Annotated in this window: 19 protein-coding genes, 20 tRNA genes, 3 rRNA genes and 1 riboswitch; of the genes, 35 read left to right on the top strand and 7 right to left on the bottom strand. The window is 44.4% G+C overall.

Annotation, left to right across the window (positions count from 1 at the left end; genetic code table 11):
* Positions 1-30 precede the first annotated feature (30 nt).
* On the bottom strand, positions 31-1,017 hold the full coding sequence (locus tag AUO94_RS02925) for a cation diffusion facilitator family transporter (protein WP_058385836.1): 987 nt from the start codon (positions 1,015-1,017) through the stop codon (positions 31-33).
* Between the two features lie 15 nt (positions 1,018-1,032).
* Positions 1,033-1,761 carry an MgtC/SapB family protein gene (locus AUO94_RS02920; protein ID WP_058385835.1) on the bottom strand — a complete coding sequence of 243 codons (729 nt, stop codon included), beginning with the start codon at positions 1,759-1,761 and terminating at the stop codon, positions 1,033-1,035.
* Positions 1,762-1,866: 105 nt separating this feature from the next.
* On the opposite strand from AUO94_RS02920, the gene AUO94_RS02915 reads away from it, so the two are divergent.
* The 24 genes from AUO94_RS02915 (at position 1,867) to AUO94_RS02800 (ending at position 9,923) form a co-directional block, all read left to right on the top strand.
* A complete protein-coding gene (locus AUO94_RS02915; protein ID WP_058385834.1) occupies positions 1,867-2,769 on the top strand; it encodes a DMT family transporter in 903 nt (300 codons plus the stop codon).
* 363 nt (positions 2,770-3,132) lie between these two features.
* Positions 3,133-4,682, top strand: a 16S ribosomal RNA gene (locus AUO94_RS02910).
* 198 nt (positions 4,683-4,880) lie between these two features.
* Positions 4,881-7,813 (top strand): 23S ribosomal RNA (locus tag AUO94_RS02905).
* Positions 7,814-7,951: 138 nt separating this feature from the next.
* Positions 7,952-8,067 (top strand): 5S ribosomal RNA (gene rrf / locus AUO94_RS02900).
* Together the 16S, 23S and 5S rRNA genes with 20 tRNA genes alongside form the textbook arrangement of a ribosomal RNA operon.
* Before the next feature lie 10 nt (positions 8,068-8,077).
* Positions 8,078-8,153: transfer RNA gene (locus AUO94_RS02895), tRNA-Val, on the top strand.
* 12 nt (positions 8,154-8,165) lie between these two features.
* Positions 8,166-8,241: transfer RNA gene (locus tag AUO94_RS02890), tRNA-Thr, on the top strand.
* 7 nt (positions 8,242-8,248) lie between these two features.
* Positions 8,249-8,324, top strand: a tRNA-Lys gene (locus AUO94_RS02885).
* A 20-nt stretch (positions 8,325-8,344) separates the two neighbouring features.
* Positions 8,345-8,429, top strand: a tRNA-Leu gene (locus tag AUO94_RS02880).
* A 5-nt stretch (positions 8,430-8,434) separates the two neighbouring features.
* Positions 8,435-8,509 (top strand) — tRNA-Gly (locus AUO94_RS02875).
* Positions 8,510-8,538: 29 nt separating this feature from the next.
* Positions 8,539-8,627 (top strand) — tRNA-Leu (locus AUO94_RS02870).
* Positions 8,628-8,658: 31 nt separating this feature from the next.
* A tRNA-Arg gene (locus AUO94_RS02865) sits at positions 8,659-8,735 on the top strand.
* A gap of 26 nt (positions 8,736-8,761) precedes the next feature.
* A tRNA-Pro gene (locus AUO94_RS02860) sits at positions 8,762-8,838 on the top strand.
* A gap of 6 nt (positions 8,839-8,844) precedes the next feature.
* Positions 8,845-8,920: transfer RNA gene (locus AUO94_RS02855), tRNA-Ala, on the top strand.
* Between the two features lie 21 nt (positions 8,921-8,941).
* A tRNA-Met gene (locus AUO94_RS02850) sits at positions 8,942-9,015 on the top strand.
* An 8-nt stretch (positions 9,016-9,023) separates the two neighbouring features.
* Positions 9,024-9,100: transfer RNA gene (locus AUO94_RS02845), tRNA-Ile, on the top strand.
* 15 nt (positions 9,101-9,115) lie between these two features.
* Positions 9,116-9,208 (top strand) — tRNA-Ser (locus AUO94_RS02840).
* Positions 9,209-9,255: 47 nt separating this feature from the next.
* Positions 9,256-9,332: transfer RNA gene (locus AUO94_RS02835), tRNA-Met, on the top strand.
* A gap of 3 nt (positions 9,333-9,335) precedes the next feature.
* Positions 9,336-9,411, top strand: a tRNA-Asp gene (locus AUO94_RS02830).
* A gap of 17 nt (positions 9,412-9,428) precedes the next feature.
* Positions 9,429-9,504 (top strand) — tRNA-Phe (locus AUO94_RS02825).
* Positions 9,505-9,510: 6 nt separating this feature from the next.
* A tRNA-Gly gene (locus AUO94_RS02820) sits at positions 9,511-9,584 on the top strand.
* A gap of 13 nt (positions 9,585-9,597) precedes the next feature.
* Positions 9,598-9,674: transfer RNA gene (locus AUO94_RS02815), tRNA-Ile, on the top strand.
* A gap of 1 nt (position 9,675) precedes the next feature.
* A tRNA-Asn gene (locus AUO94_RS02810) sits at positions 9,676-9,750 on the top strand.
* Between the two features lie 4 nt (positions 9,751-9,754).
* Positions 9,755-9,845, top strand: a tRNA-Ser gene (locus AUO94_RS02805).
* A gap of 6 nt (positions 9,846-9,851) precedes the next feature.
* A tRNA-Glu gene (locus AUO94_RS02800) sits at positions 9,852-9,923 on the top strand.
* A 13-nt stretch (positions 9,924-9,936) separates the two neighbouring features.
* Here AUO94_RS02800 and AUO94_RS02795 read toward each other — a convergent pair.
* Together AUO94_RS02795 and AUO94_RS02790 are read right to left on the bottom strand one after the other, a co-directional pair.
* Entirely contained in the window at positions 9,937-10,902 is a 966-nt protein-coding gene (locus tag AUO94_RS02795; protein ID WP_058385833.1) for a DMT family transporter, read from the bottom strand.
* Positions 10,903-11,032: 130 nt separating this feature from the next.
* Complete coding sequence (locus tag AUO94_RS02790) at positions 11,033-11,944, bottom strand: 1,4-dihydroxy-2-naphthoate polyprenyltransferase (RefSeq protein ID WP_058385832.1); 912 nt, start codon at positions 11,942-11,944, stop codon at positions 11,033-11,035.
* Between the two features lie 170 nt (positions 11,945-12,114).
* Here AUO94_RS02790 and AUO94_RS02785 point away from each other — a divergent pair, with 170 nt between their 5' ends.
* The 8 genes from AUO94_RS02785 (at position 12,115) to AUO94_RS02750 (ending at position 20,861) form a co-directional block, all read left to right on the top strand.
* Complete coding sequence (locus tag AUO94_RS02785; protein ID WP_058385831.1) at positions 12,115-13,506, top strand: isochorismate synthase; 1,392 nt, start codon at positions 12,115-12,117, stop codon at positions 13,504-13,506.
* Complete coding sequence (gene menD, locus AUO94_RS02780) at positions 13,493-15,193, top strand: 2-succinyl-5-enolpyruvyl-6-hydroxy-3-cyclohexene-1-carboxylic-acid synthase (RefSeq protein ID WP_058385830.1); 1,701 nt, start codon at positions 13,493-13,495, stop codon at positions 15,191-15,193. The genes AUO94_RS02785 and menD overlap by 14 nt, the downstream gene beginning before the upstream one ends.
* Positions 15,190-16,017, top strand: a complete 828-nt coding sequence (gene menH, locus AUO94_RS02775; RefSeq protein WP_058385829.1) for a 2-succinyl-6-hydroxy-2,4-cyclohexadiene-1-carboxylate synthase — start codon at positions 15,190-15,192, stop codon at positions 16,015-16,017. The genes menD and menH overlap by 4 nt, the downstream gene beginning before the upstream one ends.
* Positions 16,014-16,832 (top strand): 1,4-dihydroxy-2-naphthoyl-CoA synthase, encoded by an 819-nt coding sequence (gene menB, locus AUO94_RS02770; protein WP_038703419.1) that lies wholly within the window; start codon positions 16,014-16,016, stop codon positions 16,830-16,832. Before menH ends, menB begins: the two co-directional genes overlap by 4 nt.
* A gap of 62 nt (positions 16,833-16,894) precedes the next feature.
* The gene (locus tag AUO94_RS02765; RefSeq protein WP_062429946.1) at positions 16,895-18,319 is read left to right on the top strand and encodes an o-succinylbenzoate--CoA ligase; all 1,425 of its coding nucleotides are present in this window, start codon (positions 16,895-16,897) and stop codon (positions 18,317-18,319) included.
* Positions 18,310-19,413 (top strand): o-succinylbenzoate synthase, encoded by a 1,104-nt coding sequence (menC, locus tag AUO94_RS02760; protein WP_058385828.1) that lies wholly within the window; start codon positions 18,310-18,312, stop codon positions 19,411-19,413. The genes AUO94_RS02765 and menC overlap by 10 nt, the downstream gene beginning before the upstream one ends.
* Positions 19,404-20,123, top strand: coding sequence for an AAA family ATPase (locus AUO94_RS02755; protein ID WP_058385827.1), 720 nt, complete (start codon positions 19,404-19,406; stop codon positions 20,121-20,123). The genes menC and AUO94_RS02755 overlap by 10 nt, the downstream gene beginning before the upstream one ends.
* 69 nt (positions 20,124-20,192) lie before the next feature.
* Positions 20,193-20,861, top strand: a complete 669-nt coding sequence (locus AUO94_RS02750; protein ID WP_058385826.1) for an MOSC domain-containing protein — start codon at positions 20,193-20,195, stop codon at positions 20,859-20,861.
* 52 nt (positions 20,862-20,913) lie between these two features.
* Here AUO94_RS02750 and AUO94_RS02745 read toward each other — a convergent pair whose 3' ends face one another.
* Both AUO94_RS02745 and yidD read right to left on the bottom strand, forming a co-directional pair.
* Positions 20,914-21,876: a metal ABC transporter solute-binding protein, Zn/Mn family gene (locus tag AUO94_RS02745; RefSeq protein ID WP_058385825.1), complete on the bottom strand. Its 963-nt coding sequence runs from the start codon at positions 21,874-21,876 to the stop codon at positions 20,914-20,916.
* An 86-nt stretch (positions 21,877-21,962) separates the two neighbouring features.
* Positions 21,963-22,193, bottom strand: a complete 231-nt coding sequence (gene yidD / locus AUO94_RS02740) for a membrane protein insertion efficiency factor YidD (RefSeq protein WP_058385824.1) — start codon at positions 22,191-22,193, stop codon at positions 21,963-21,965.
* 106 nt (positions 22,194-22,299) lie between these two features.
* Here yidD and AUO94_RS02735 point away from each other — a divergent pair, with 106 nt between their 5' ends.
* From AUO94_RS02735 to AUO94_RS02725, 3 genes are all read left to right on the top strand, one after another.
* Positions 22,300-22,746: a Dps family protein gene (locus AUO94_RS02735; protein ID WP_058385823.1), complete on the top strand. Its 447-nt coding sequence runs from the start codon at positions 22,300-22,302 to the stop codon at positions 22,744-22,746.
* 66 nt (positions 22,747-22,812) lie between these two features.
* Positions 22,813-23,271 (top strand): RNA deprotection pyrophosphohydrolase, encoded by a 459-nt coding sequence (ytkD, locus tag AUO94_RS02730; protein ID WP_058385822.1) that lies wholly within the window; start codon positions 22,813-22,815, stop codon positions 23,269-23,271.
* Positions 23,252-24,031: an alpha/beta hydrolase family protein gene (locus AUO94_RS02725; protein WP_058385821.1), complete on the top strand. Its 780-nt coding sequence runs from the start codon at positions 23,252-23,254 to the stop codon at positions 24,029-24,031. The genes ytkD and AUO94_RS02725 overlap by 20 nt, the downstream gene beginning before the upstream one ends.
* Before the next feature lie 42 nt (positions 24,032-24,073).
* Here AUO94_RS02725 and pckA read toward each other — a convergent pair whose 3' ends face one another.
* Positions 24,074-25,663: a phosphoenolpyruvate carboxykinase (ATP) gene (gene pckA / locus AUO94_RS02720; protein ID WP_058385820.1), complete on the bottom strand. Its 1,590-nt coding sequence runs from the start codon at positions 25,661-25,663 to the stop codon at positions 24,074-24,076.
* A 384-nt stretch (positions 25,664-26,047) separates the two neighbouring features.
* A riboswitch (SAM riboswitch) is annotated at positions 26,048-26,160 on the top strand.
* Positions 26,161-26,167: the final 7 nt, after the last annotated feature.

The raw sequence follows: 26,167 nt of genomic DNA, 5'->3' as shown, positions 1-26,167 counted from the left end.
AAAGGATTGGCGCTGAGCGCCAATCCTTTTTTAATTTGGATTAAGTTTTTCTGGTCGTTTACTTAAATGCTTCCAATGTGTTTCACCATCATCTGCATCGAGAGAAACAATGACGTCGTCAACACTTGGTTGGCTGAGGATAAGCTCGGCTAAACGCTCTTGTAAAGCATCGGCCTGTATCACGTTTAAATTTGAATCAACTTCAATTTTAGTTTCAACATGAAGAAATTCTCCTTCTTTAACAACTTCTAACTCTTGAATGTCTCGAACATCTGGATGATCACTCAACAAGTGTGCAATATGATTTACCATATGTTCGTCCGTTTCACCAATGGCGCCACGTGCGTTATCCATGAAAACTTTTGCGACAACATAGAACATCATAAAGCCAATCGCAATAGACGCAGCACCTTCGACTTGAAGAAAGCCAGTGTAATGCGCGATTAATACAGCGGTTAAGGCAAGGACCCCACCTGCAGTTGCAACCAAATCTTCTAAAAACACTAATTTAGTTGCAGGCTTCGCTCGATTCAAGTGAGAAAAACTTGTAGTCAAGGGAGCTAGAGCTCCACCTTTAACACCTGCTTCGTGAAGGATTTCTTTTCCTGCTTTATAAAGAACAAAAAATTCAAGAATGATTGCGATGGATAATACCACAACACTGATGATGAATCCTTCTGCTTCGACTGGTTTTGTCATTTGATGCCAGCCTTCGATAATAGTTTCATATGCCATGATTCCAACAATCAAGACGGCACCTAAGAGAACGATGTTCAATAGACGCCCGAAACCATTTGGAAATTGCTTGGTCGGCGCCTTCTTAGAGAGTGCAGAGCCAATAAAAACGAAATACTGGTTCGCTGCGTCTCCGATAGAGTGCATTGTTTCAGCGAACATGGCGACATTCCCTGTGAAGAAAAACGCGACACCTTTCATAATTGCGATAAACGTATTAATGACTGCTGCCGTCAAAGACGGCTTATTGCCATTTTTCAATAATCCGAAAAACTCTTTCATAAAAATCCTCCTCAATCAAATTAATTCGATTTCAACATGCACAACATTTTTCATGTCTGATATTTCTTGGTACAAATCAATGGTGTCTTTGTCGTGAGGGACAGACATACGAATCCGGAGTTCATGAAAGAAAGAAGAACCTACTTCATCTGAGTAGGCGATTGAAATGCTTTCGATCACGGACCCATTTATTTTTAATTCATTTAGCACCTCCCGTATGGACGTTCGATCAGTGACAACTACCTTTAAATTTGCTTCAACCATCTTCAAACGTTTTGGTCCAAACTTAAAAAGTAGGTGAGGCAAAACTTCTATTCCAATCAGGACGAGTAAGACCGCAGTTACGGCTTCGATATAAAAGCCAGCAGCAACTGCAATCCCAATTCCTCCAGCTCCCCAAATCATGGCCGCAGTCGTAAGTCCTGAAATAGAATCGTTGCCACGTTTTAAAATTACGCCAGCCCCTAAAAAACCAATGCCTGAAACAATCTGTGCAGCAAGACGCAAAGGATCCATTGTAATATTAACATTAGCATACTCGCTACCTTGTGCAATATAGGCAGATTCAATCGAGATGATGGTTAGTAAACAACTGAACGTAGAGATAACGATGCTCGTTTTTAATCCGACAGGCTTTCTTTTTAATTCCCTTTCCAGTCCGATTGCTAAACTTAAGAGAGCGGCTATGACAAGTTTAAAGAAAGTTTCATATGAAGAAATTTGCATTGCGCTGAAAAACTCCATAAAAAAACCTCCATTTTTTTGTCTTGTATTGATTCTCCTTAGCGAACGTGGCAAACTTGTTAAGTGTGTCGTCGGTGAAGTTAATATAGAAGAAGAGGTGTAGGTATGGAAAAACCGGCTATTCATCCATATATCCCTATTATGATAGGAGTATTCTCAGTAGCGTTATCGGCTATTTTTGTTAAGATGACATCTGCCGATTCAGGAGTGACAGCTTTTTACCGGATGTTGTTTTCGGTGTTGATCATGAGCCCAGTCTTCTTTTTAAAATATACCCATGAAATCAAAAAGCTAAGCAAAAGAGATTGGGTTTTTGCGTCAATTGCGGGTGTGTTTTTATCTTTTCATTTTATTTTATGGTTTGAATCGCTTAATTATACGTCAGTGGCAAGCTCGACTGTCCTTGTAACCTTGCAACCGCTGTTCGCTTTTGCTGGTACATACTTCTTCTTTAAAGAGAAAGTATCTATTAAGACGCTTATTGCGGGAGCTATTGCAATTGCGGGAAGTGTTTTAATTGGCTACGGTGATTTCAAAGTGAGTGGAAGTGCTCTTTATGGAGATTTGTTAGCTTTAGTAGCTTGTGCTTTAATTACGGCATATTTATTATTTGGTCAAGATGTCAGAAAGAGGTTATCACTGGTCACGTATACGTTTGTGGTTTACGGAGTTAGCACAATAACATTATTCTTCTATATTGTATTCAAAGGAGAATCTTTTGGTCCTTACCCAGCTTCTGAGTGGATGTGGTTTTTGTTGTTAGCGATTATTCCGAATCTGTTAGGCCATACATTATTTAACTGGGCTTTAAAGTGGGTAAGCACGAATGTTATATCAATTGCTATTCTTTTTGAGCCGATAGGAGCAGCTATACTAGCGTATTTCATACTCGGAGAATATTTAAGTGTATCTCAAATTGTTGGTGGAAGTGTAGTGTTGGCGGGGATAACGCTATTCGTTGCAGACTATCAAAAAATTAAAATGTACTTTTTAAAAATAAAGGCTTGATTTTTTGCTCGTGGCGGTTTATATTTATATATGTCCTTAAGACAACTCGTAAAAATATTTTGAAATAGTATTGACAACGAAGTTGGGATGAGATATATTAATTAAGTCGCCAATGAGCGCGGCTAAAAAAAACAATAACTTGAACCTTGAAAACTGAACAGCAAAACGTCAACGAAAGACGTCACGAGCACTTCGGTGCGAGAACGGCTTTTGCGAAGGTTGCCTTATGGCGATCAGAGCAAAGTTGTTTTCCTTCTCGGTGTTCGTGACTACAACTTACTGATCAGCATCACGCAGATCAAAGCGAATCGTGCGTCTTCGGACGGCGATACGCCAGCAGTATTGAGCAATCAACACTACTCTATAATGGAGAGTTTGATCCTGGCTCAGGACGAACGCTGGCGGCGTGCCTAATACATGCAAGTCGAGCGGAACTTTGGGAGCTTGCTCCCATTGTTTAGCGGCGGACGGGTGAGTAACACGTGGGCAACCTGCCCTGCAGATCGGGATAACTCCGGGAAACCGGTGCTAATACCGAATAGTTTGCGGCCTCTCCTGAGGCTGTACGGAAAGACGGTTTCGGCTGTCACTGCAGGATGGGCCCGCGGCGCATTAGCTAGTTGGTGGGGTAATGGCCTACCAAGGCGACGATGCGTAGCCGACCTGAGAGGGTGATCGGCCACACTGGGACTGAGACACGGCCCAGACTCCTACGGGAGGCAGCAGTAGGGAATCTTCCGCAATGGACGAAAGTCTGACGGAGCAACGCCGCGTGAGTGACGAAGGTTTTCGGATCGTAAAACTCTGTTGTGAGGGAAGAACAAGTACCAAGTAACTACTGGTACCTTGACGGTACCTCACCAGAAAGCCACGGCTAACTACGTGCCAGCAGCCGCGGTAATACGTAGGTGGCAAGCGTTGTCCGGAATTATTGGGCGTAAAGCGCGCGCAGGCGGTTCCTTAAGTCCGATGTGAAAGCCCACGGCTCAACCGTGGAGGGTCATTGGAAACTGGGGAACTTGAGTGCAGAAGAGGAAAGTGGAATTCCATGTGTAGCGGTGAAATGCGTAGAGATGTGGAGGAACACCAGTGGCGAAGGCGACTTTCTGGTCTGTAACTGACGCTGAGGCGCGAAAGCGTGGGGAGCAAACAGGATTAGATACCCTGGTAGTCCACGCCGTAAACGATGAGTGCTAAGTGTTAGGGGGTTTCCGCCCCTTAGTGCTGCAGCTAACGCATTAAGCACTCCGCCTGGGGAGTACGGCCGCAAGGCTGAAACTCAAAGGAATTGACGGGGGCCCGCACAAGCGGTGGAGCATGTGGTTTAATTCGAAGCAACGCGAAGAACCTTACCAGGTCTTGACATCCCACTGACCGGTGTAGAGATACGCTTTTCCCTTCGGGGACAGTGGTGACAGGTGGTGCATGGTTGTCGTCAGCTCGTGTCGTGAGATGTTGGGTTAAGTCCCGCAACGAGCGCAACCCTTGATCTTAGTTGCCAGCATTCAGTTGGGCACTCTAAGGTGACTGCCGGTGACAAACCGGAGGAAGGTGGGGATGACGTCAAATCATCATGCCCCTTATGACCTGGGCTACACACGTGCTACAATGGACGGTACAAAGGGCTGCAACCCCGCGAGGGCAAGCCAATCCCAGAAAACCGTTCTCAGTTCGGATTGCAGGCTGCAACTCGCCTGCATGAAGCCGGAATCGCTAGTAATCGTGGATCAGCATGCCACGGTGAATACGTTCCCGGGCCTTGTACACACCGCCCGTCACACCACGAGAGTTTGTAACACCCGAAGTCGGTGAGGTAACCCTTGTGGAGCCAGCCGCCGAAGGTGGGACAGATGATTGGGGTGAAGTCGTAACAAGGTAGCCGTATCGGAAGGTGCGGCTGGATCACCTCCTTTCTAAGGATAAATTCGGAACCGAGCTTGGCTCGGGGTTGACGTTTTGCGTTCAGTTTTGAAGGTTCACCTTCAGGCGGCAACGCCTTTTTTTGTGACTTTCACTCTTGTTCTTTGAAAACTGGATAAAACGACATTGAAACAAATGCAAGTAATTCAAGTACGCGTGACGATTTCGTCACAACTTTTTAATTAACCAGTGGTTAAGTTAGAAAGGGCGCACGGTGGATGCCTTGGCACTAGGAGCCGAAGAAGGACGGCACTAACACCGATATGCTTCGGGGAGCTGTAAGTGAGCTGTGATCCGGAGATTTCCGAATGGGGGAACCCACTGCCTTTAATCGGGTAGTATCCATGTGTGAATCTATAGCACATGAGAAGGCAGACCCAGGGAACTGAAACATCTAAGTACCTGGAGGAAGAGAAAGCAAATGCGATTCCCTGAGTAGCGGCGAGCGAAACGGGATCAGCCCAAACCAAGAGGCTTGCCTCTTGGGGTTGTAGGACACTCTATACGGAGTTACAAAAGATAGGACTAGGCGAAGCGACCTGGAACGGTCCGCCGCAGCGGGTAACAGCCCCGTAGCCGAAAACCCTATCCCTCCAGAGTGGATCCTGAGTACGGCGGAACACGTGAAATTCCGTCGGAATCTGGGAGGACCATCTCCCAAGGCTAAATACTTCCTAGTGACCGATAGTGAACCAGTACCGTGAGGGAAAGGTGAAAAGCACCCCGGAAGGGGAGTGAAATAGATCCTGAAACCGTGTGCCTACAAGTAGTCAAAGCCCGTTAATGGGTGATGGCGTGCCTTTTGTAGAATGAACCGGCGAGTTACGATTGCATGCAAGGTTAAGCTGAGAAGGCGGAGCCGCAGCGAAAGCGAGTCTGAATAGGGCGACAGAGTATGCAGTTGTAGACCCGAAACCAGGTGATCTACCCATGTCCAGGGTGAAGGTAAGGTAACACTTACTGGAGGCCCGAACCCACGCACGTTGAAAAGTGCGGGGATGAGGTGTGGGTAGCGGAGAAATTCCAATCGAACCTGGAGATAGCTGGTTCTCTCCGAAATAGCTTTAGGGCTAGCCTCAAGATTGAGAATCCTGGAGGTAGAGCACTGTTTGGACTAGGGGCCCATCCCGGGTTACCGAATTCAGACAAACTCCGAATGCCAGTGATTTATGCTTGGGAGTCAGACTGCGAGTGATAAGATCCGTAGTCAAGAGGGAAACAGCCCAGACCACCAGCTAAGGTCCCCAAATATCCGTTAAGTGGAAAAGGATGTGGCGTTGCTTAGACAACCAGGATGTTGGCTTAGAAGCAGCCATCATTTAAAGAGTGCGTAATAGCTCACTGGTCGAGTGACACTGCGCCGAAAATGTACCGGGGCTAAACGGATTACCGAAGCTGTGGATGGATCTCGTTAGAGATCTGTGGTAGGAGAGCGTTCTAAGGGCGTTGAAGTCAGACCGGAAGGACTGGTGGAGCGCTTAGAAGTGAGAATGCCGGTATGAGTAACGAAAGACGGGTGAGAATCCCGTCCACCGAATGCCTAAGGTTTCCTGAGGAAGGCTCGTCCGCTCAGGGTTAGTCGGGACCTAAGTCGAGGCCGATAGGCGTAGACGATGGACAACAGGTTGATATTCCTGTACCACCTCCCCGCCGTTTGAGCAATGGGGGGACGCAGAAGGATAAGGAGAGCGTGCCGTTGGTTGTGCACGTCCAAGCAGTGAGGCGTGAAATGAGGCAAATCCCATTTCTAATACGTTGAGCTGTGACGGCAAGAGGGTTTACCCTTGAGTCCCTGATTTCACACTGCCAAGAAAAGCCTCTAGCGAGGCGGGAGGTGCCCGTACCGCAAACCGACACAGGTAGGCGAGAAGAGAATTCTAAGGTGAGCGAGTGAACTCTCGTTAAGGAACTCGGCAAAATGACCCCGTAACTTCGGGAGAAGGGGTGCTCTGGTAGGGTGAATAGCCCGAGAGAGCCGCAGTGAATAGGCCCAGGCGACTGTTTAGCAAAAACACAGGTCTCTGCAAAACCGTAAGGTGACGTATAGGGGCTGACGCCTGCCCGGTGCTGGAAGGTTAAGAGGAGTGCTTAGCGCAAGCGAAGGTGCGAATTGAAGCCCCAGTAAACGGCGGCCGTAACTATAACGGTCCTAAGGTAGCGAAATTCCTTGTCGGGTAAGTTCCGACCCGCACGAAAGGCGTAACGATCTGGGCACTGTCTCAACGAGAGACTCGGTGAAATTATAGTACCTGTGAAGATGCAGGTTACCCGCGACAGGACGGAAAGACCCCGTGGAGCTTTACTGTAGCCTGATATTGAATTTTGGTGCAACTTGTACAGGATAGGTAGGAGCCTGAGATTCCGGAGCGCTAGCTTCGGAGGAGGCGTCAGTGGGATACTACCCTGGTTGTATTGAAATTCTAACCCACAAGCCTGATCGGCTTGGGAGACAGTGTCAGGCGGGCAGTTTGACTGGGGCGGTCGCCTCCTAAAGAGTAACGGAGGCGCCCAAAGGTTCCCTCAGAATGGTTGGAAATCATTCGTAGAGTGTAAAGGCAGAAGGGAGCTTGACTGCGAGACGTACAGGTCGAGCAGGGTCGAAAGACGGGCTTAGTGATCCGGTGGTTCCGCATGGAAGGGCCATCGCTCAACGGATAAAAGCTACCCCGGGGATAACAGGCTTATCTCCCCCAAGAGTCCACATCGACGGGGAGGTTTGGCACCTCGATGTCGGCTCATCGCATCCTGGGGCTGTAGTCGGTCCCAAGGGTTGGGCTGTTCGCCCATTAAAGCGGTACGCGAGCTGGGTTCAGAACGTCGTGAGACAGTTCGGTCCCTATCCGTCGCGGGCGCAGGAAATTTGAGAGGAGCTGTCCTTAGTACGAGAGGACCGGGATGGACACACCGCTGGTGTACCAGTTGTTCTGCCAAGGGCATCGCTGGGTAGCTATGTGTGGCCGGGATAAGTGCTGAAAGCATCTAAGCACGAAGCCCCCCTCAAGATGAGATTTCCCATTGCGCAAGCAAGTAAGATCCCTCAAAGACGATGAGGTAGATAGGTTCGAGGTGGAAGCGTAGCGATACGTGCAGCTGACGAATACTAATCGATCGAGGACTTAACCAACACACTGTATGCGAAAAACTTGCTTGTTTCACCCGTCGTTTATCCAGTTTTGAAAGAATAAGCCCAAGTTTTTGTAAAAAAAGCTTGAAAAAACCAGTACTACTGGTATAATAAATCTTGTCTTTCAAAACCAAATAGTCCAGTGATGATGGCAAAGAGGCCACACCCGTTCCCATCCCGAACACGGCAGTTAAGCTCTTTTGCGCCGATGGTAGTTGGGGGTTTCCCCCTGTGAGAGTAGGACGTCGCTGGGCAATATATATCGGAGGATTAGCTCAGCTGGGAGAGCATCTGCCTTACAAGCAGAGGGTCGGCGGTTCGATCCCGTCATCCTCCACCATTTATTTCTTTTGCCGGAGTAGCTCAGTTGGTAGAGCAACTGACTTGTAATCAGTAGGTCGAGGGTTCGACTCCTTTCTCCGGCACCACTTTTTCGAGCCATTAGCTCAGCTGGTAGAGCATCTGACTTTTAATCAGAGGGTCGAAGGTTCGAATCCTTCATGGCTCACCATTTTAATTTTATATTGCCACGCGGGTGTGGCGGAACTGGCAGACGCACTAGACTTAGGATCTAGCGCCTTCGGGCGTGGGGGTTCGACTCCCTTCACCCGCACCATTTTTGCGGAAGTAGTTCAGTGGTAGAACGCCACCTTGCCAAGGTGGAGGTCGCGAGTTCGAACCTCGTCTTCCGCTCCATATTTATTTGCACGTGATACCGACCCTTAGCCGGGGTGGCGGAACTGGCAGACGCACAGGACTTAAAATCCTGCGGTAGGTGACTACCGTACCGGTTCGATTCCGGTCCTCGGCACCATCTTTTCACGAAATAGTGAATAGCATCATATGCGCCCGTAGCTCAATTGGATAGAGTACTTGACTACGAATCAAGCGGTTAGAGGTTCGAGTCCTCTCGGGCGCACCATATTTTTATACTCAGCAACTCAAGTTCGGGAAGTAGCTCAGCTTGGTAGAGCACTTGGTTTGGGACCAAGGGGTCGCAGGTTCGAATCCTGTCTTCCCGACCAAACAATGGGGCCTTAGCTCAGCTGGGAGAGCGCCTGCCTTGCACGCAGGAGGTCAGCGGTTCGATCCCGCTAGGCTCCACCAACTTTTTAAAGTAAAGATCCCGGCGGCGTAGCTCAGCTGGCTAGAGCGTACGGTTCATACCCGTGAGGTCGGGGGTTCGATCCCCTCTGCCGCCACTTTTTTAGGACCTTTAGCTCAGTTGGTTAGAGCAGACGGCTCATAACCGTCCGGTCGCAGGTTCGAGTCCTGCAAGGTCCACCATATGTATTTTATCTCGGAGGAATACCCAAGTTTGGCTGAAGGGATCGGTCTTGAAAACCGACAGGGGAGTCAAATCCCGCGGGGGTTCGAATCCCTCTTCCTCCTCCATATTTTTTAAAATGTGTGGACGAATTTCTTTTGAATTATAATATTGTCGCGGGGTGGAGCAGTTCGGTAGCTCGTTGGGCTCATAACCCAAAGGTCGCAGGTTCAAATCCTGCCCCCGCAACCAAATGGTCCCGTGGTGTAGCGGTTAACATGCCTGCCTGTCACGCAGGAGATCGCCGGTTCGATCCCGGTCGGGACCGCCATTTTCAATAAATAAAGTGGGTCAGTAGCTCAGTCGGTAGAGCATTAGATTGAAGCTCTAAGTGTCGGCGGTTCGATTCCGTCCTGACCCACCATTTTACGCGGGTGTAGTTTAGTGGTAAAACCTCAGCCTTCCAAGCTGATGATGGGGGTTCGATTCCCCCCACCCGCTCCATAATATTACATATGGGCCTATAGCTCAGCTGGTTAGAGCGCACGCCTGATAAGCGTGAGGTCGATGGTTCGAGTCCATTTAGGCCCACCATTCCGAAGTAGCTCAGTGGTAGAGCACCGCACTGTTAATGCGATGGTCGTAGGTTCGAGTCCTACCTTCGGAGCCATACTGGGGAAGTACTCAAGTGGCTGAAGAGGCGCCCCTGCTAAGGGTGTAGGTCGGGCAACCGGCGCGAGGGTTCAAATCCCTCCTTCTCCGCCAGTATTTGGCCCCTTGGTCAAGCGGTTAAGACACCGCCCTTTCACGGCGGTAACACGGGTTCGAATCCCGTAGGGGTCATTATAGAAAAGTGTTATGCATTTAATTGCATAACACTTTTTTTCGTTTTACTAGAATTAAGACTGTGAAGAATCATGCCAAGCATTACAATGAAAATTCCGATTATTGCTAAGCTTGAAGGTAAGACAATTGACAAGAAAAGTGCTTCTCCTGCTAACGCAAATAAAACTTCCATTGATTGTGTCGCTTCTACTGCTCCTAGTTTCTGCATATCGCCTCTAACTAGATCAGTCGCTTTAAAGAAGAGTACTGTTGCCATTACACCTGAACTGATTGCTACAATTAAAGTTTGTAAGCTTTGTGAAGCGCTAGGTCCACCTACAGTAACAAGCCCATATAATGATAGGATGAACCAAAAAGGTAGACTAGCTAGTGTCATGCCCAAAACCCTCTGATACGCATCCAACCTGCCTCCACATATATCCATCATTTTTCTATTTCCTAATGGGTATGCGAAAGCTGCGAGGATAACAGGGATAAAACCGAACCAAAGTGTTGAAGAAGAAACAACTGCTACATGTTCAAGTTGCATTAAACTGACTCCTGCTAATATGATAAAAGAAATCATCAAGCTTTTAACAGGAATCTTTCCTCTTAGTTGAGTAGTTTCTTTATTGCTATGTATGGTAATGAGAAATAAGGGAGCAAGTAATGTACCAGCGACTATGGTAATTTGCCATGTTCCTGCGATGAGCCAGCCAGGGGAATAGGCTGCAGCGAAACATAGTGGAGCATAGAATAAGCCAAATCCAACAAAACTCCATAAGGTCCAAGCTCTTTTGTTTTTGTTCATTTCTTGTAACAGTGGTTTTAAGTTCTTTCTTAAAACAACAATCAAAAGTAAAAAGGGAATCATGAAAAAGTATCGGAGAGACGCACTCCAGATCCAATTCCCGCCGTCAGCTTCCATCGTGGCGTTGAGTACGAAAGTAAATGCAAAGAAAAAAGCTGCAATAATGCCGATGATGATAGGTTTCACTATATATCCTCCTCATTCGAAAATTTAGAATTATTTATTTACTATAACTTATAATTAACTGTTCTTCAAAGTATTATTTTAGACAAACAAAAAAAGGATTTCTAGAGAAATCCTTTTTTGTTTGTCTATATTATAGAAGGTAATCAATCAGTAACCCAATTCCAAGTAAAAAAGCCACAAATGTATTTGTTTTTCCAGTATCTTTCATCGCCGGCATCACCTTTAGAGGTTCTGTAAAACGTTTAAAGATTTGAACGACTTTAATAGGTTTAATGACGCTTATGAAGACTAGTAAAGCCCACGGTGTCAATATTCCTACTAGGATAAGGATGACAATCCATACGTAGGCTAGAATGAAAAACCACATAAGAATATTGACAGCTGCCGGTCTTTTAACCAAAATAGCAAGTGTTTTGCGTCCACTTTCTTCGTCGCCCACAATATCGCGAATGTTATTAGCTAGCATAATAGCTGCTACTAATAATGTGCTCGGAATAGCAAGTAACGATGCTTCTAGGGTTACCATCCCCGTTTGAATATAGAAGGCAATGATTACAATCAAATAGCCCATGACTACGCCAGAGAAAAGTTCGCCAAAAGGTGTGTAGGCAATAGGATATGGCCCACCGGTATAAAAATAGCCAATCCCCATTGCAACGGCACCTACAACTAAAAGCCACCAACTAGTTAGTGAACAAATGTAGAGACCAATAACTGCAGCAATCCCGTAGAACAATAAAGCTAGAGTTAATACAGTTTTCGGTTTCACACCGTTCCGAACAATTGCACCCCCAATACCGACAGAGTTCTCATTGTCTAACCCTCTAGCAAAATCGTAATATTCATTGAACATATTAGTAGCTGCTTGAATCAATAAACTCGCAACGAGCATAGCTAGGAATAAAATCCAATCGATAGGGGAATACTGTAAAGCAATCATCGTTCCGAGGAATACGGGAGCGAAAGAAGCGGTTAAGGTATGCGGCCGAGTTAGTTGCCACCATACGCGCCATCCGCTGTCTGCTTGTAGTGAATGTGTCATATATCTCTCTCCTTTAATTCTTTCCACTCCTCATTGTACTTCAAAATAACAGTGAATACAGCAAATGATGTGCTGATTTTAGCAGAAAAGAGTATGATAGAAGGTAGAGATTAAAAAGTAGAACGTTTGTGGAATAAACTAGACTGTTGTCTTAAAACGGAGGTAATCAGGTGAATTCAGAATCGTCTTCATCGACTCAACAATCTGCGGATAGCCAATACGAAGGCTACCGCTTTTATACGGAAACAATTGAAGTAACACGCATGTCAGCATTGGCATTTTTTGAAGCCGGCGGAAGTGACCACTCAGGAAAACGACTGTACTGGCAAAATCGGGAAAAGACCTTTACGTTGGTCGGAATCGGTCATGCCCATGTATTGTCTACAAACAAGGCAAATGGAAGATTTGAAGAAATAAAAAAAGATTGGCAGAACTTATGTCGCCAAATTGTCAATGAAGAGCATTCGGTTCAGCCGGTTCTATTTGGTGGATTTTCGTTTGATCCGTTAAACAATAAAGCGAGTGAATGGAAGAGATTTCCTCAGGCTTATTTCGCAGTGCCGACTTTTCAACTAGTGTTAAAAGGAGAACAGGCTTTTATTAGTATCCATTTAATCACTCAAAAGCAAGAGAGTTTTGCAGAATTTGAGGCGATGCGCAAAGAGCGGGATAAATTGATCCATGCAGCCCAAGTATCAGAAGTGGACAAATACGATAAACCGCAAACAACGGGTCGTATAGAACTGAAAAAACAAGCTTATTTGGATTCCATCAAACAAGTAACCGACATTATTAAAGCTAAAGAAGTTGAAAAAGTCGTTATTGCACGCACGATGAAACTGGAATTTGAAGATGTGTTTACACCGACTTCAGCATTGTATCAAGTATCTAATGAACAACCTGAAAGTTTTCTATTTGGTTTGGAGGCAGAAGACCAATTTTTCTTTGGTGCGACTCCTGAACGATTAGTAAAAGTGGAAAATCATAAAGCCCTTTCGACATGTTTAGCGGGTTCTACTCCGCGTGGAAAAACCATTGAGAAGGATACCGAACTTGGGGAAATTTTACTGAAAGATTCTAAAAATCGTGCTGAACATCAATATGTAGTAAACATGATTAGTGAAGTTTTTAGAGCGAATTGCAGTCGGACAATCGTACCCAAATTGCCGAAATTGATGAAAATTAGGGATATTCAGCATTTATATACACCGGTTGAAGGAGACTTGAATCCAGGTGCTACGCTATTTGATTTGGTGCAAGTTCTTCATCCTACGCCAGCACTCGGTGGAGAACCCAAATTACTAGCGTTGGAAATGATTCGGAACTACGAAGCAATGAATCGCGGTTATTATGCTGCGCCTGTTGGGTGGATTGATGCCAAAGGAGACGGCGAATTTGCGGTTGCTATTCGGTCGGCTTTACTAGATGGCAAAGAAGCTTATTTATATGCGGGAGGTGGAATTGTAGCAGATTCCACGCCAGAGTCAGAATATGACGAGACATGGGTTAAGTTTAGGCCGATGCTCCGGGCATTGGGAGGTCAATTGAGTGACGAGTCGTAAAGCATTAACAGAATATGTATCTGCATTCACCCATTCACTAGTTGAACTAGGCGTGGCAGCTGCAGTCATTAGTCCAGGATCTCGTTCAACACCATTAGCTTATGCTTGTATGAAACAAGAAGGCTTGACGGTATACCGTCAAATCGATGAACGTTCCGCAGCTTATTTCGCGCTGGGCATGGCGAAGGCGTCTGGTAAACCGGTGATGCTGTTATGCACATCTGGAACTGCAGCCGCTAATTATTTTCCAGCAGTCGTCGAAGCTTACTACGCACGTGTACCGTTAATCGTCGTAACGGCTGACCGACCGCACGAGTTGCGAGAAGTCGGGGCACCGCAAGCAATCAATCAAATCAATTTGTTTGGATCACATGTTAAATGGTCAACTGATTTGCCGATGCCGGAAACGGAAAATCAATTGGCGTTCTTAACGCGTCATTTGCACCGTTCTGTTCAAAATGCCAACAGTGAACCAAGAGGACCCGTGCATATCAATGTACCATTTCGTGAACCACTCGGTATTGATTTTGAACAAACTTATGAAAGTAGCGGAGACATTGCCCATTTTGGTGGAGAACTTTCCCTATCTGCCGAAAGTCGTGTGTTTTTGCAGAACGTGTTAAAAAAGGACCGGGGACTATTAATTGTTGGGGAAATGACCAAACCGATGCCACCTGAATTTTGGGAGTTTATTCAAAAGCTCAACTGGCCAGTACTTGCCGATCCACTATCGAATTTACGAGGCAATTGTCCATCAACTACAAGACATCTGATTGTTGATTCATACGATGCGTTGTTAAAAAATAAAGAGTTTAAAGAACAAGTAACCCCACAAGTCGTGTTTCGGATTGGGCCACAACCGGTTTCAAAACCACTGAGTTTGTTTTTGGCAGCAGCTAGACCTGAAACTTATGTGGTGTTTGATGAAAGTCCGATGTTGCGAGATGCGCAATCGGTAGCAACGCATCACATTCAGGCTTCTATAAATGGTTTGTGGCAATTGTCTTTAGAAATGAAACAAACGAATTCGTACCGTGAAAAATGGACCAAGGCATCCTCTTTATATTGGAAAGTTGTAGCTCTTCATAGTCAAGAAGAGTTGGATGAAGGCGTGTTAGCAAAAGTGTTTTTTGAGACATTAGAAAACTGCGATTTGATCATTGGTAGCAGTATGCCAATTCGCGACGTGGATACCTTCTTCCAATCAACAGAGCGGGATATCATGATGTATGCGAACCGCGGGACGAATGGCATTGATGGTGTGGTGTCAACGGCGTTTGGCGTACAAGCGGCAAAACAGCGACCTGCGTATTTATATATTGGCGACTTATCCTTTTTGCATGACATGAACGGCTTGATTGCGTCTAAAATGCAGGAAACCGATTTGACGATTGTTGTGATGAATAACGATGGTGGCGGCATTTTCTCTTATTTGCCTCAGTCTCAAGAAGAACGTCATTTTGAAGAACTGTTCGGTACGCCGACTGGATTAACGTTTAGCGATGCAGCGAACATGTACGATGCGCAATATGTATCTGCTGAAACGATTGCCCAATTTGCTGCCGCGTTAGATGAGCCGAAAACAAAATCAGTGAAGATTATTGAAGTGTTCACCAATCGTGAAAATAATGTGATGACACATCGTAAATTATGGAGCCGCTTTGATGAGGAGCTGGCTAAGCAATGAAACTAACAGTTAATGGAACTCACTACCATATAGAAGTAAGGAATCGAGAAAAACAAGAAACCGTAGTATTTCTGCATGGCTTTACGGGCACTACAAAAAGCTGGCACTCAGTTGCAACAGGTTGGACGGACCACAAACTTGTTTTCATTGATTTGATTGGTCACGGAAAGACGGAGAGTCCAAAATCAGTCGAATTTTATACAATGGAACGGCAACTCGCCAATTTAGATGCTTTGTTTGACCAGTTAGAGCTTGATCGCTTTTCTCTTATCGGCTATTCAATGGGCGGGCGTACAGCGCTTGCTTATGCTTGTGAATTTCCAGTGCGAGTTAGTGGATTGATTCTAGAAAGTGCTTCTCCTGGACTCCGAAGTGAAGAGGCCAGAAGAAAACGCCGAGCCAATGACGCACATCTTGTAGAGCGAATTGTTACGCAAGGTCTTGTAGGTTTTATCGATTCCTGGGAAAACATTGCATTGTTCGATAGTCAGAAATCTTTGCCAGAAAAGGTCAAGGACGCAATTCGCCAAGAACGCTTGGAGCAAAATCCAGTAGGGCTTGCGAATAGTTTACTCGGTATGGGAACCGGTTCTCAAGCTTCTTATTGGGGAGAGTTAATGTGTTTAAATATGCCGGTTTTATTGGTGACAGGGCAGTTGGACTTGAAGTTTGAGTTGATTGCTAAAGAGATGGCTAGTCTGATGCCAAAGGCCATTCATAAAACTATCGACGCAGGACATGCAATACATGTGGAAAAACCTGCTGAATTTGCTACAATAGTAAGAGAGTATTTAAGTTTGAACTATCAAGGAGGAAAATCATGACACGCGAGTGGATTACAGAACGTACATATGAAGACATTAAGTATGAAATTTTTAACGGTATTGCGAAAATTACGATTAACCGTCCGGAAGTGCGCAACGCATTCCGTCCGAAAACAGTTCATGAATTGATCGATGCGTTTTCACGTGCGCGCGATAACGCAGATGTAGGCGTTATTGTTTTAACTGGCGAAGGTGAAAAAGCTTTCTGTTCAGGTGGCGACCAATCTGTACGCGGACACGGTGGTTACGTTGGGGAAGATGAAATTCCACGTTTGAACGTATTGGATCTACAACGTTTAATCCGTGTTATTCCAAAACCAGTTGTCGCAATGGTTGCGGGTTATGCAATTGGCGGTGGACACGTCTTGCACGTTGTGTGTGACTTGACGATTGCAGCAGACAACGCACGATTTGGCCAAACAGGACCGCGCGTTGGTTCGTTTGACGCTGGCTACGGTTCTGGTTACTTGGCACGTATTATTGGTCACAAGAAAGCACGTGAAATTTGGTACTTATGCCGCCAATACGACGCACAAGAAGCACTGGACATGGGCTTAGTGAACACAGTTGTACCTCTTGAACAGTTAGAAGACGAAACGGTTCAATGGTGTCAGGAAATGCTTGAAATGAGCCCAACTGCACTTCGTTTTGTAAAAGCGGCGATGAATGCTGATACAGACGGTCTTGCTGGATTGCAGCAAATGGCTGGAGACGCAACGCTATTGTATTACACAACAGACGAAGCAAAAGAAGGACGCGATGCGTTTAAAGAAAAACGCAAACCGGACTTTGGTCAATTCCCACGTTTCCCATGATCATAGAATAATTGAAAGCTGTCCTCTTGGGGACAGCTTTTTTTGAAGAAAGGATTTTTAACATGACCTATCCGAATTGGTTGAGTCAGCGAAGTTATTTGAGCGGGGACCGTATGGCCTTGTCGTTTGAGCAGCAGCAATGGACTTTTTCTGAAATCAATAAGATTGCACTCGATTATGCACGTAAACTTAGCGCGCTTGGCGTGAAAGAACATTCACGTGTTGCAGTATTAGCAAAATCTACTCCAGAATTTGTTTTTGTCTTGTATGGTTGTATGCATCTAGGCTGTGAAATGGTCATGCTCAATGAGCGTTTATCAAGCAATGAATTAACGTACCAAATAAACGATGCGGAAGTCGCGTTTATTTTCGTAGCTGATGTGCTAAAAGAAAAAATGGACGATTCACGCATGGTTTTATTTAGTGAAATCGAAAAAGCCAACGCCGATCAATTCGAACCGCAACAACAATGGGCAAAAGACCGGACTCTTTCGATTATGTATACGTCAGGTACTACCGGACATCCAAAAGGTGTTCGCCAAACAGCGGAAAATCATTTTTCAAGTGCTGTATCTTCTGCACTTAATATTGGCGTTGCACCGGAAGATGTTTGGCTATGTGCCGTGCCATTGTTCCATATTAGTGGATTTTCCATATTGATGAGATCGTTAATTTATGGCATGGGCGTCCGGTTATATGAGAAATTTGACGCAGAACGCAGCGCAGAAGAAATTTGTAACGGCAGCGTGACGCATATGTCGGTTGTGAGTGTGACGTTAGAACGCATATTAACGAGTGTCGAAAGAGGTTCCACGCAAGCTTCTAATCGTTTTAAAGCGGTTCTTGCTGGAGGTGGACCGATTCCCGTTGCCTATATGAAACGTGCTGAAAACTGTGGGATACCGGTGTTGCAAACATACGGCATGACAGAAACATCATCGCAAACAACAACCTTACAAGTGGCGGACGCAGAGCGAAAAATTGGATCAGCGGGTAAGCCATTATTTTTATATGAAGTCAAAACGGAAAAATTGGGTGAGGTGGGAGAAATCCTGATTCGCGGTCCACAAGTAACACCCGGCTATATCGGGAAATTTGCGGAGCGGAATGTGCAACAAGATGGCTGGCTTCATACGGGAGACATGGGTTATTTAGATGATGAAGGATTTTTGTTTGTGGTGGACCGCCGTTCGGATTTGATCGTCTCTGGTGGGGAAAATGTGTACCCAGCTGAAATTGAAAAAGTTTTATCGGGTCATCCAGCTATTCAAGAAGTTGGCGTTTGCGGGGCACCGAGTGAGAGGTGGGGAGAAGTTCCCGTGGCATTTGTGGTATTGCAACAAGACGTGACTGCAGAAGAATTGCTAGATTATTGCCGCGAGCAGTTGGCGTCTTACAAAGTGCCAAAACAATTGACGGTTGTTGAGTCGTTGCCGCGCAATGCTTCCAACAAGCTGCTGAGAAGAGAGTTGAGAGCATGGGTATAACCATTAAAGAGATTGGCTTTAAGAAAGTACGAAGACCGCTCAAAACCCCTTTTAAATCTGTTTTACAGCAAGTAGATGAGCGGGAAGTAATTGTTGTAAGTGTACGAGACGAGTCAGGAGACATTGGCTACGGAGAATGTGTAGCATTTGAAACTCCTTGGTATACAGAAGAAACCATTACCAGCTGTCGTTTTGTACTTGAGCACGTGTTACTGCCACTACTCACGGGTCAAAATTTTCAACATCCAAAAGAAGTTTGGGAACTGTTCAAAGCTGTGAAAGGCAATCGGATGGCAAAAGCAGCCGTAGAAATGGCTGTGTGGGATTTGTTTGCAAAACAGCAACAGCAGCCGCTTTGGCAATTTGTTGGTGGCACTTTGAAAGCAGTTCCTGCTGGCATCGTTGTAGCTGCAGATCCGTCTCAAATAGGAGACCGAGTAGCACAAGCCAACAATGCGGGGTACAAGCGTATCAAAATCAAAATTCATCCAGATACAGATCCGTTTGTGTTGAAATCTGTTGTTACTAACTATCCCGAGCTATTATTTTTTGCGGATGCCAATGGTAGTTTCAACAAAGCCAATTTTGAACGGTTAAAAGAATTTGATGATGTTGGGTTCACGCTTATTGAACAGCCGTTTGGAGAGCGTGAGTGGGCGTTACATGCGCGAGCAAAAGCGCAACTCAACACTAAAATTTGTTTGGACGAGAGTATTTCTAGTGTAGATGATGTTCAGCAAATGATCGATATGAAAGCAGGAGACATTGTCGTGTTAAAAATGAGTCGTCTTGGAGGCTGGACAGAAACCTTGAAAGTGGTGGAATTGTGTCGTGAGCATTCTATAGGCATGTGGGTGGGGGGCATGATTGAATTTGGCGTATCAAAGGCTCATAATTTAGCGCTGGCGTCGTTACCAGGTATAGAATATCCAGGTGATTTTTCTGCTTCTACTCATTTTTGGGAAAAAGATATAATCGAGCCGGAAATTTTTGTCGACAATGGTGAGATCCAGTTAAGTCAGCTTACAGGAATCGGTTATAAAGTAGACACTGCTCATTTAAGCCCTAGCGAGGAGGTGAAGGAATGTTTTTGACTGGCATCCGTTTATTGAGAGACCAAGTAGAGGATTTTGAACAATACCCTTTTACAGTACCTGCGGTAAACAGTATGAAACAAGTCAAGCTGAGCAACCCCATTACCTTTTTTGTTGGAGAAAATGGGTCGGGCAAGTCAACATTACTCGAGGCCATCGCAGATAAATGCGAATTTAATACAGCGGGAGGTGGACGCAACAATAACTATGACGTACACGCTTCTGAATCGGTGTTGGGTGAGTACATTCGATTATCCTGGATGCCGAAAGTGACCAATGGATTTTTCATGCGCGCTGAATCATTTTATCATTTTGCGACACATTTAGAAGATGTGGATGAAGATGGATTTCAGTCATATGGAGGTCGTTCGTTGCACAAGCAATCTCATGGGGAATCGTTCTTGTCTTTATTTTTGAATCGCTTTAATGGGCGAGCACTGTATTTGCTTGATGAGCCAGAAGCCGCATTGTCCCCCCAACGACAATTGACATTTTTGAGGATTTTAAAAGACTTGACTACACAAGAGAATTGTCAATTTATCATTGCGACACATTCACCTATTCTTCTTGGATATCCAGATGCACAAATTTTAAGTTTTGACGGAGGAGCGATTGAAGAAATCGATTATGAAATGACCGACCATTACCGAATCACCAAATATTTTTTAGATCATCGCGAAAAGTTTTTAAATGAAATTTTAGAAGATTGATGGTCTGATGTATAATACAGAAAAGTAAATCAGAGTCGATTAGCTGACGGATCAAAAGGTGGGGGATGTATGAGAAGTTCAGAAAAAGCGGTCATCAAAAATTTTGCGATCGGTTTACCTGAGAAAATGACCTATGAAAACGGCAAGGAAATGGAAACCGCTATTCGTAAACAACAAGCGCAAACGGTGTTGTTAACTAAGGGCGGTTTTCAAGGAGATGGTGTCGCAGATCTTAAGCATCACGGAGGTCCAGAACGTGCCGTGTGCATTTATTCGTATGAACATTATGCTTATTGGAAGGACCAATTTAAAGTTCAGTTACCCCCTGCTGCTTTTGGCGAAAATTTAACGGTGACAAATATGTTAGAGCGAGACGTCTGCATTGGGGACATTTTTCAAGTGGGAGAGGCTATTATTCAAGTGACGCAAGGAAGAGTTCCTTGTAATACCATTGACAGGCGACTGGACATGAAGCCTTTACTAAAAGAAATGGTGAAAACGGGCTTTACTGGTTATCTTTGCCGTGTACTAGAAGAAGGCATTGTGAGAGCCGATTCATCGATTCGTCTAGTAGCAAAAAGCCCACAACAAGTATCGGTTCTATATGCCAATGAAATCAATTTCCATAGACCAAGAGACATCGATGGGATCGTCAAAGTATTGGAAGTAGAAGAACTCGCAGCTGAATGGCGGCAATTTTTGACCAAACGACTAACTAAATTAACATCGGGTAGCTAATATGAAAAAAAGAAAGGCATAGCAGAGAAGGTCTCTCTGCTGTGCCTTTTTGCTATTTTAGAATGGTCTCAAGTACTTGAAGATTTTTTTCCATCAAGGTAAAATATGTTTCTTCATTGTCGATGTTTTCTTGTGTCAAAACGCCAAGATTGTGCATTTGGATTGCTTCAGCATCTACTTCTTTTCGAATAACCTCTGTCAGGTTAGACGAAACATTTTGTTCAAAGACGATATACTCTAAGTTTTTTTCTTTCGCTAAATCAACAATCTCTGTTAACTCTTTTTGCGAAGGCTCATCCTGGCTATTTAGCCCAGCGATTGCCATTTGTTCAAAACCGTAAGGCTCTGACAAGTAGCCAAAAGCCTCATGGGAAACGAAAAAGGTGTCTTTCGTGACGCGCTCAGATAGCGCAGCGAACGAACGGTCTAAGGTTTCGAGCTCAACAACTAATTCTGTGTAGTTGCTTTCGTAAGTTTCTGCGTTTTCTGGGTCGGCTGTTATCAAGGAATCTTTAATCGATTCTGCTAATTTCTCGCTTAGTACAGGAGACATCCAGACGTGCGGGTCAGTTGAACCGTGATCATGACCATCGTCGCTTGCAGATTCTTCAACATGGGCTTCTTCTGTATGGCCAAGTACCGCTTCAAAATCTTCCTCTGTCATTGTTTCGGCTGTCGCTACAAATTCAACATTTTCATTTTTCAATGTTTTTTGAGCTTTGTCGATAAACCCTTCAAGACCCAGACCAATCGAGAACATCAAATCTGCATCTGCGAGTTGAATCATTTCTTGTTGTGTGGGTTCAAAGGTGTGTTCATTGGAACCGGCAGGATAAATTGACTGAACATCAATCAAATCACCACCGATGCGCTCCGTAAAATAAGTTAGTGGATAAACCGTTGTGTAAATTTGTAGCTTCGAAGCATCAGTATCGATACTTTGCGCTTCATCACTTGTTTTTCCACAAGCTGCTAATAATAAAACAATAGAGATTAGTAATAGTATTTTTTTCATATTTTCCTCCAAAATGTAATGATTACGTTTTAATGACTAGTTGAATATTACAGTATACGCAATAAAAACACAAGAAAAACCACCAATTATTTTTTTGGTGGCCATTCTTCAGGGACGAAATCGATTCCCCCTTTATGGAAAGGATGGCAGCTTAAAATGCGTTTCGCGGCTAGATATCCGCCTTTTAACGCGCCATGCTTTTCGACAGCTTCAATGCCGTAATGCGAACATGTTGGATAAAATCGACAGCTTGGGGGTGATAAAGGAGAGATGAATCGTTGATAAAAACGGAACATCCGTAGTAAAGTCGTCTTCATAAAATTTCAACTCTTTTCGCAGAATTACTTCATATGTTTATTGTAGGGGCATCAGTGGTATAAATAAAGTATATGAACTTATCAAAAAAATGGAGTGTGATCGGAAATGTCAAACGAATTAAACCAAGAACTAAACGTACAGGTGGCAACATGGTCTGTTGCTTATACAAAATTACATAATTTCCATTGGTATGTAAAAGGCCCTTCGTTTTTTACATTGCACGTAAAATTTGAGGAATTATACAATGAAGCGACATTGCATATGGATGAGATTGCAGAACGGTTATTAGCGCTTGGTGGAAAGCCGGTCGCTACAATGAAAGAACAGCTAGCGCTTTCTGTGATCGAAGAAGCGAATAGCAAGGAGTCGGCTGAGGAAATGGTAGATACTGTTGTGAGTGATTACGATAAAATTATGAAATCACTGAAAAAAGGAATGCATTTGGCAGCTGAAGATGGTGACGACATGACAGAAGACATGTTGAATGCCATTCATCAAAACCTTGAAAAACATTCTTGGATGTTATCAGCATTCTTGGGCGAAAAGAAGTAAGATAGAATTATACAAGCGTACACTGAAATTTAGTGTACGCTTTTCTTATGGCATTGAGGTGAAAAAATGCATTATCGAGACTTGAACGGCTACTTATGTGAACTATCATTTGAAAAAAATAGCTTTTCTATTGAAAGTAGACATGTATTGGTAATCTGTAGCGATAACGGAAAGTGGGTACTGACCAAGCATAATGAGCGAGGGTTAGAATTTCCAGGTGGCAAAGTAGAAGTGGGGGAAAGTTTACAGGAGGCTGCCAAGAGGGAAGTTTACGAAGAAACTGGGGCGCATATCAAAAACTTAGACTGGTTTGCTGAATACGTGGTGTATTCAGAGAAACCGTTTTGCAAAACGGTTTTTGTCGCAGAGGTAGAAGGAATAGACCGAATTTCCCTTCTTGAAACAGAGGGAATCGTCTTGTTAAAAGAATTAAAGACAACTAGCCACTTTAGTTTTTTAATGAAAGATGAAGGAATGAGTAAAATAATAGAAAAGGTGAAGCAGCTTGAAAAATGGAACGATTAGATCGAAGAGACCTTATCCATCGCCGAATCCACACGTTCGGTTATCAGAAATTGTTTACTGGTCAGAAGGATTACGCGTAAAAGGAATGCTAGCTGAACCGAAAAAAAGAGGAAGCAATAGTGGCATCTTGTATTTAAGAGGAGGCATTCAGTCGATTGGGATGGTACGTCCTGCACGAATCGCTCAATTTGCCGCACAAGGCTTTGTGGTGTTTGCTCCGTATTATCGAGGCAATCGAGGCGGTGAAGGCCGTGATGAATTTGCAGGAGAGGACAGGTGGGATGCCGTTCATGCTGTCGATGTTTTAAAAAAATTCAGTAATGGAAATGTCCACTTACTGGCATTTTCACGAGGCGGGATTATGGCATTATGGACAGCTATTTTGCGTCAAGATATTAGGTCGGTTGTTACATGGGCAGGTGTTACAGATACGGTATTAACGTATAAAGAACGTCCGGATATGCGTCGCATGATGAAGCGACTTTACGGAGGAACGCCGAACACCGCTTTAACTCAATTTGAAGAGCGCAACCCATTATTGCGGATTGAAGAAAATACTGCGCCCGTTTTGATCATTCACGGTTTACTAGATGACAATGTCTCACCCGGACAAGCATATTTGTTAGAAGAGGCATTAAAGTTAAAGGATCAGCCGCATGAAACATGGTATTTTCCAGATTACACGCACTTTTTTCCACCTGCAGCGAATTGGAAAACAGTCAAAGCAGTTTGTCTGTGGATGAGAGAAAAAGAAAAGTAAAAAAACCCGTTCGGAATAAAATCCGAACGGGTTTTTGCAAGATTATTTTTGAGTTGGTCCGCCTAGCACGCTGATTTCAGGTGCGACAGTGCCGAACTTTTTAAAGTTTTCTTGGAATTCTTGCGCCAATTCATTTGCTTTTTGGTCATAAGCTGCTTTGTCTGACCATGCATGGCGTGGGTTTAATACTTCACTTGGAACTCCAGGTACTTCAGTTGGAATTTCAAAACCGAAGACTGCTTCTTTTTCAGTTGGCACTGTGTTTAATTCGCCTTTGATCGCAGCGCGAACCATTGTGCGTGTGTAAGAAAGTTTCATACGGCTACCGACTCCGTATACGCCACCAGTCCATCCAGTGTTAACGAGGAAAACTTGAGCGCCGTGCTCGTCGATTTTCTTACCAAGCATTTCAGCGTAAACTGTTGCGTGCAACGGCAAGAAAGGTGAACCGAAGCATGTAGAGAATGTTGCTTCAGGTGAAGTGATTCCGCGCTCTGTTCCAGCAAGTTTCGATGTATAGCCGCTTAAAAAGTGGTACATTGCCTGTTCTTTTGTTAATTTACTGATTGGAGGCAATACGCCAAATGCGTCAGCAGTCAAAAAGACAATTGTTTTCGGATGTCCTGCAACAGAAGGGTCTACAATATTGTCGATTGCTTGCATTGGGTATGCTGCACGTGTGTTTTCAGTTAATGAACCGTCATTATAATTTGGAATGCGTGTTTCAGGGTCCACTACTACGTTTTCAAGTACTGAACCAAAACGGATTGCGTCGTAAATTTGTGGTTCATTTTCACGAGACAAATTAATCGTTTTAGCGTAGCAACCGCCTTCAATGTTAAATACGCCGTTATCTGACCAGCCGTGCTCATCATCACCGATTAGTTTGCGATCACCGTCAGCTGATAAAGTTGTTTTACCTGTTCCGGATAAACCGAAAAATAAAGTTACGTCGCCTTCTGGACCAACGTTTGCTGAACAATGCATAGGTAAAATTCCTTTTTCAGGAAGTAAGTAGTTCATGATAGAGAAAATTGATTTTTTCATTTCGCCAGCGTACTCAGTGCCGCCGATCAAAATAATGCCTTGCTCCATCGATACAATGATAAATGTTTCAGAAGCTGTACCATCAACTGCAGGGTCTGCTTGAAAAGTCGGAGCGTACACAACTGTGAATTCAGCTTCGTGTGTTTGCAATTCTTCAGCTGTAGGCCGGATGAACAATTGGTGAGCAAATAGATTATGCCATGCGTATTCATTGATTGTTTGGATGGGCACACGTGATTCATGGTCGGCTCCGGCAAATCCTTTGAATACATAAAGCGCATCTTTGTCTTTAAGGTGCTTAATCACTTTAGCGTAAAGCTTTTCAAATACTTCGCTTGAAATCGGACGGTTCACATTGCCCCAGTCGACTTTGTTTTTAGAACTTTCTTCTTCCACCATGTATTTGTCTTTCGGTGAGCGGCCAGTATATTTTCCTGTTTCCGCTGTTACAGCACCTTCCCGAGTTAATACTGCTTCTTTGCGGGATGTTGCCGCTTCCACTAATTGTGGCACTGATAATTGAACATGCACATTTTGGCCAGTCAAAAGATCTTTTAAATCGTTTGCAAAGTTCACTGAAGTCATATATATGTACCTTCCTTTTCTGTTATTCCCATAATGGGGAGGATGTATATTCGTTCATTAGTATAACACATTAGCTTTATTAGTCTACACTAATCCACTGGGGAAATTAAAAAATATTAGAGGATAGCTCCGACAATACGTAGAATTATTTCTATAATTTCCAAATAGTACTGATGCCTTTTAAAGCGGTTTTCTACAGTGTACAATGGCTTTGTGTGAACAGAGATATTACTGAATAGTTTGGTTTTTTACTTGCGGGAATCTAAAGTTTGGTAGAATAGCATAATCAAAAAATCATTGTTTTTATTTGAAGAATGTAATTTTATTTTCGAAAATTGTTGACATCGCTTTGCTAATTCCGTATGATGAAAAATTGAACGGATACTCTTATTCCGAGCTGGTGGAGGGGGCAGGCCCTATGAAACCCGGCAACCTGCTGCTTTTGCAGTGATGGTGCCCAACCTGACACAAGGTGCACAGACCTTGGATGATAAGAGTGAAAGG

This window comes from Planococcus kocurii (genome assembly GCF_001465835.2).
GTDB lineage: Bacteria > Bacillota > Bacilli > Bacillales_A > Planococcaceae > Planococcus > Planococcus kocurii.
The sequence above is the reverse complement of the archived record's forward strand: the minus strand, read 5'-3'. Positions and strand labels throughout refer to the sequence as shown.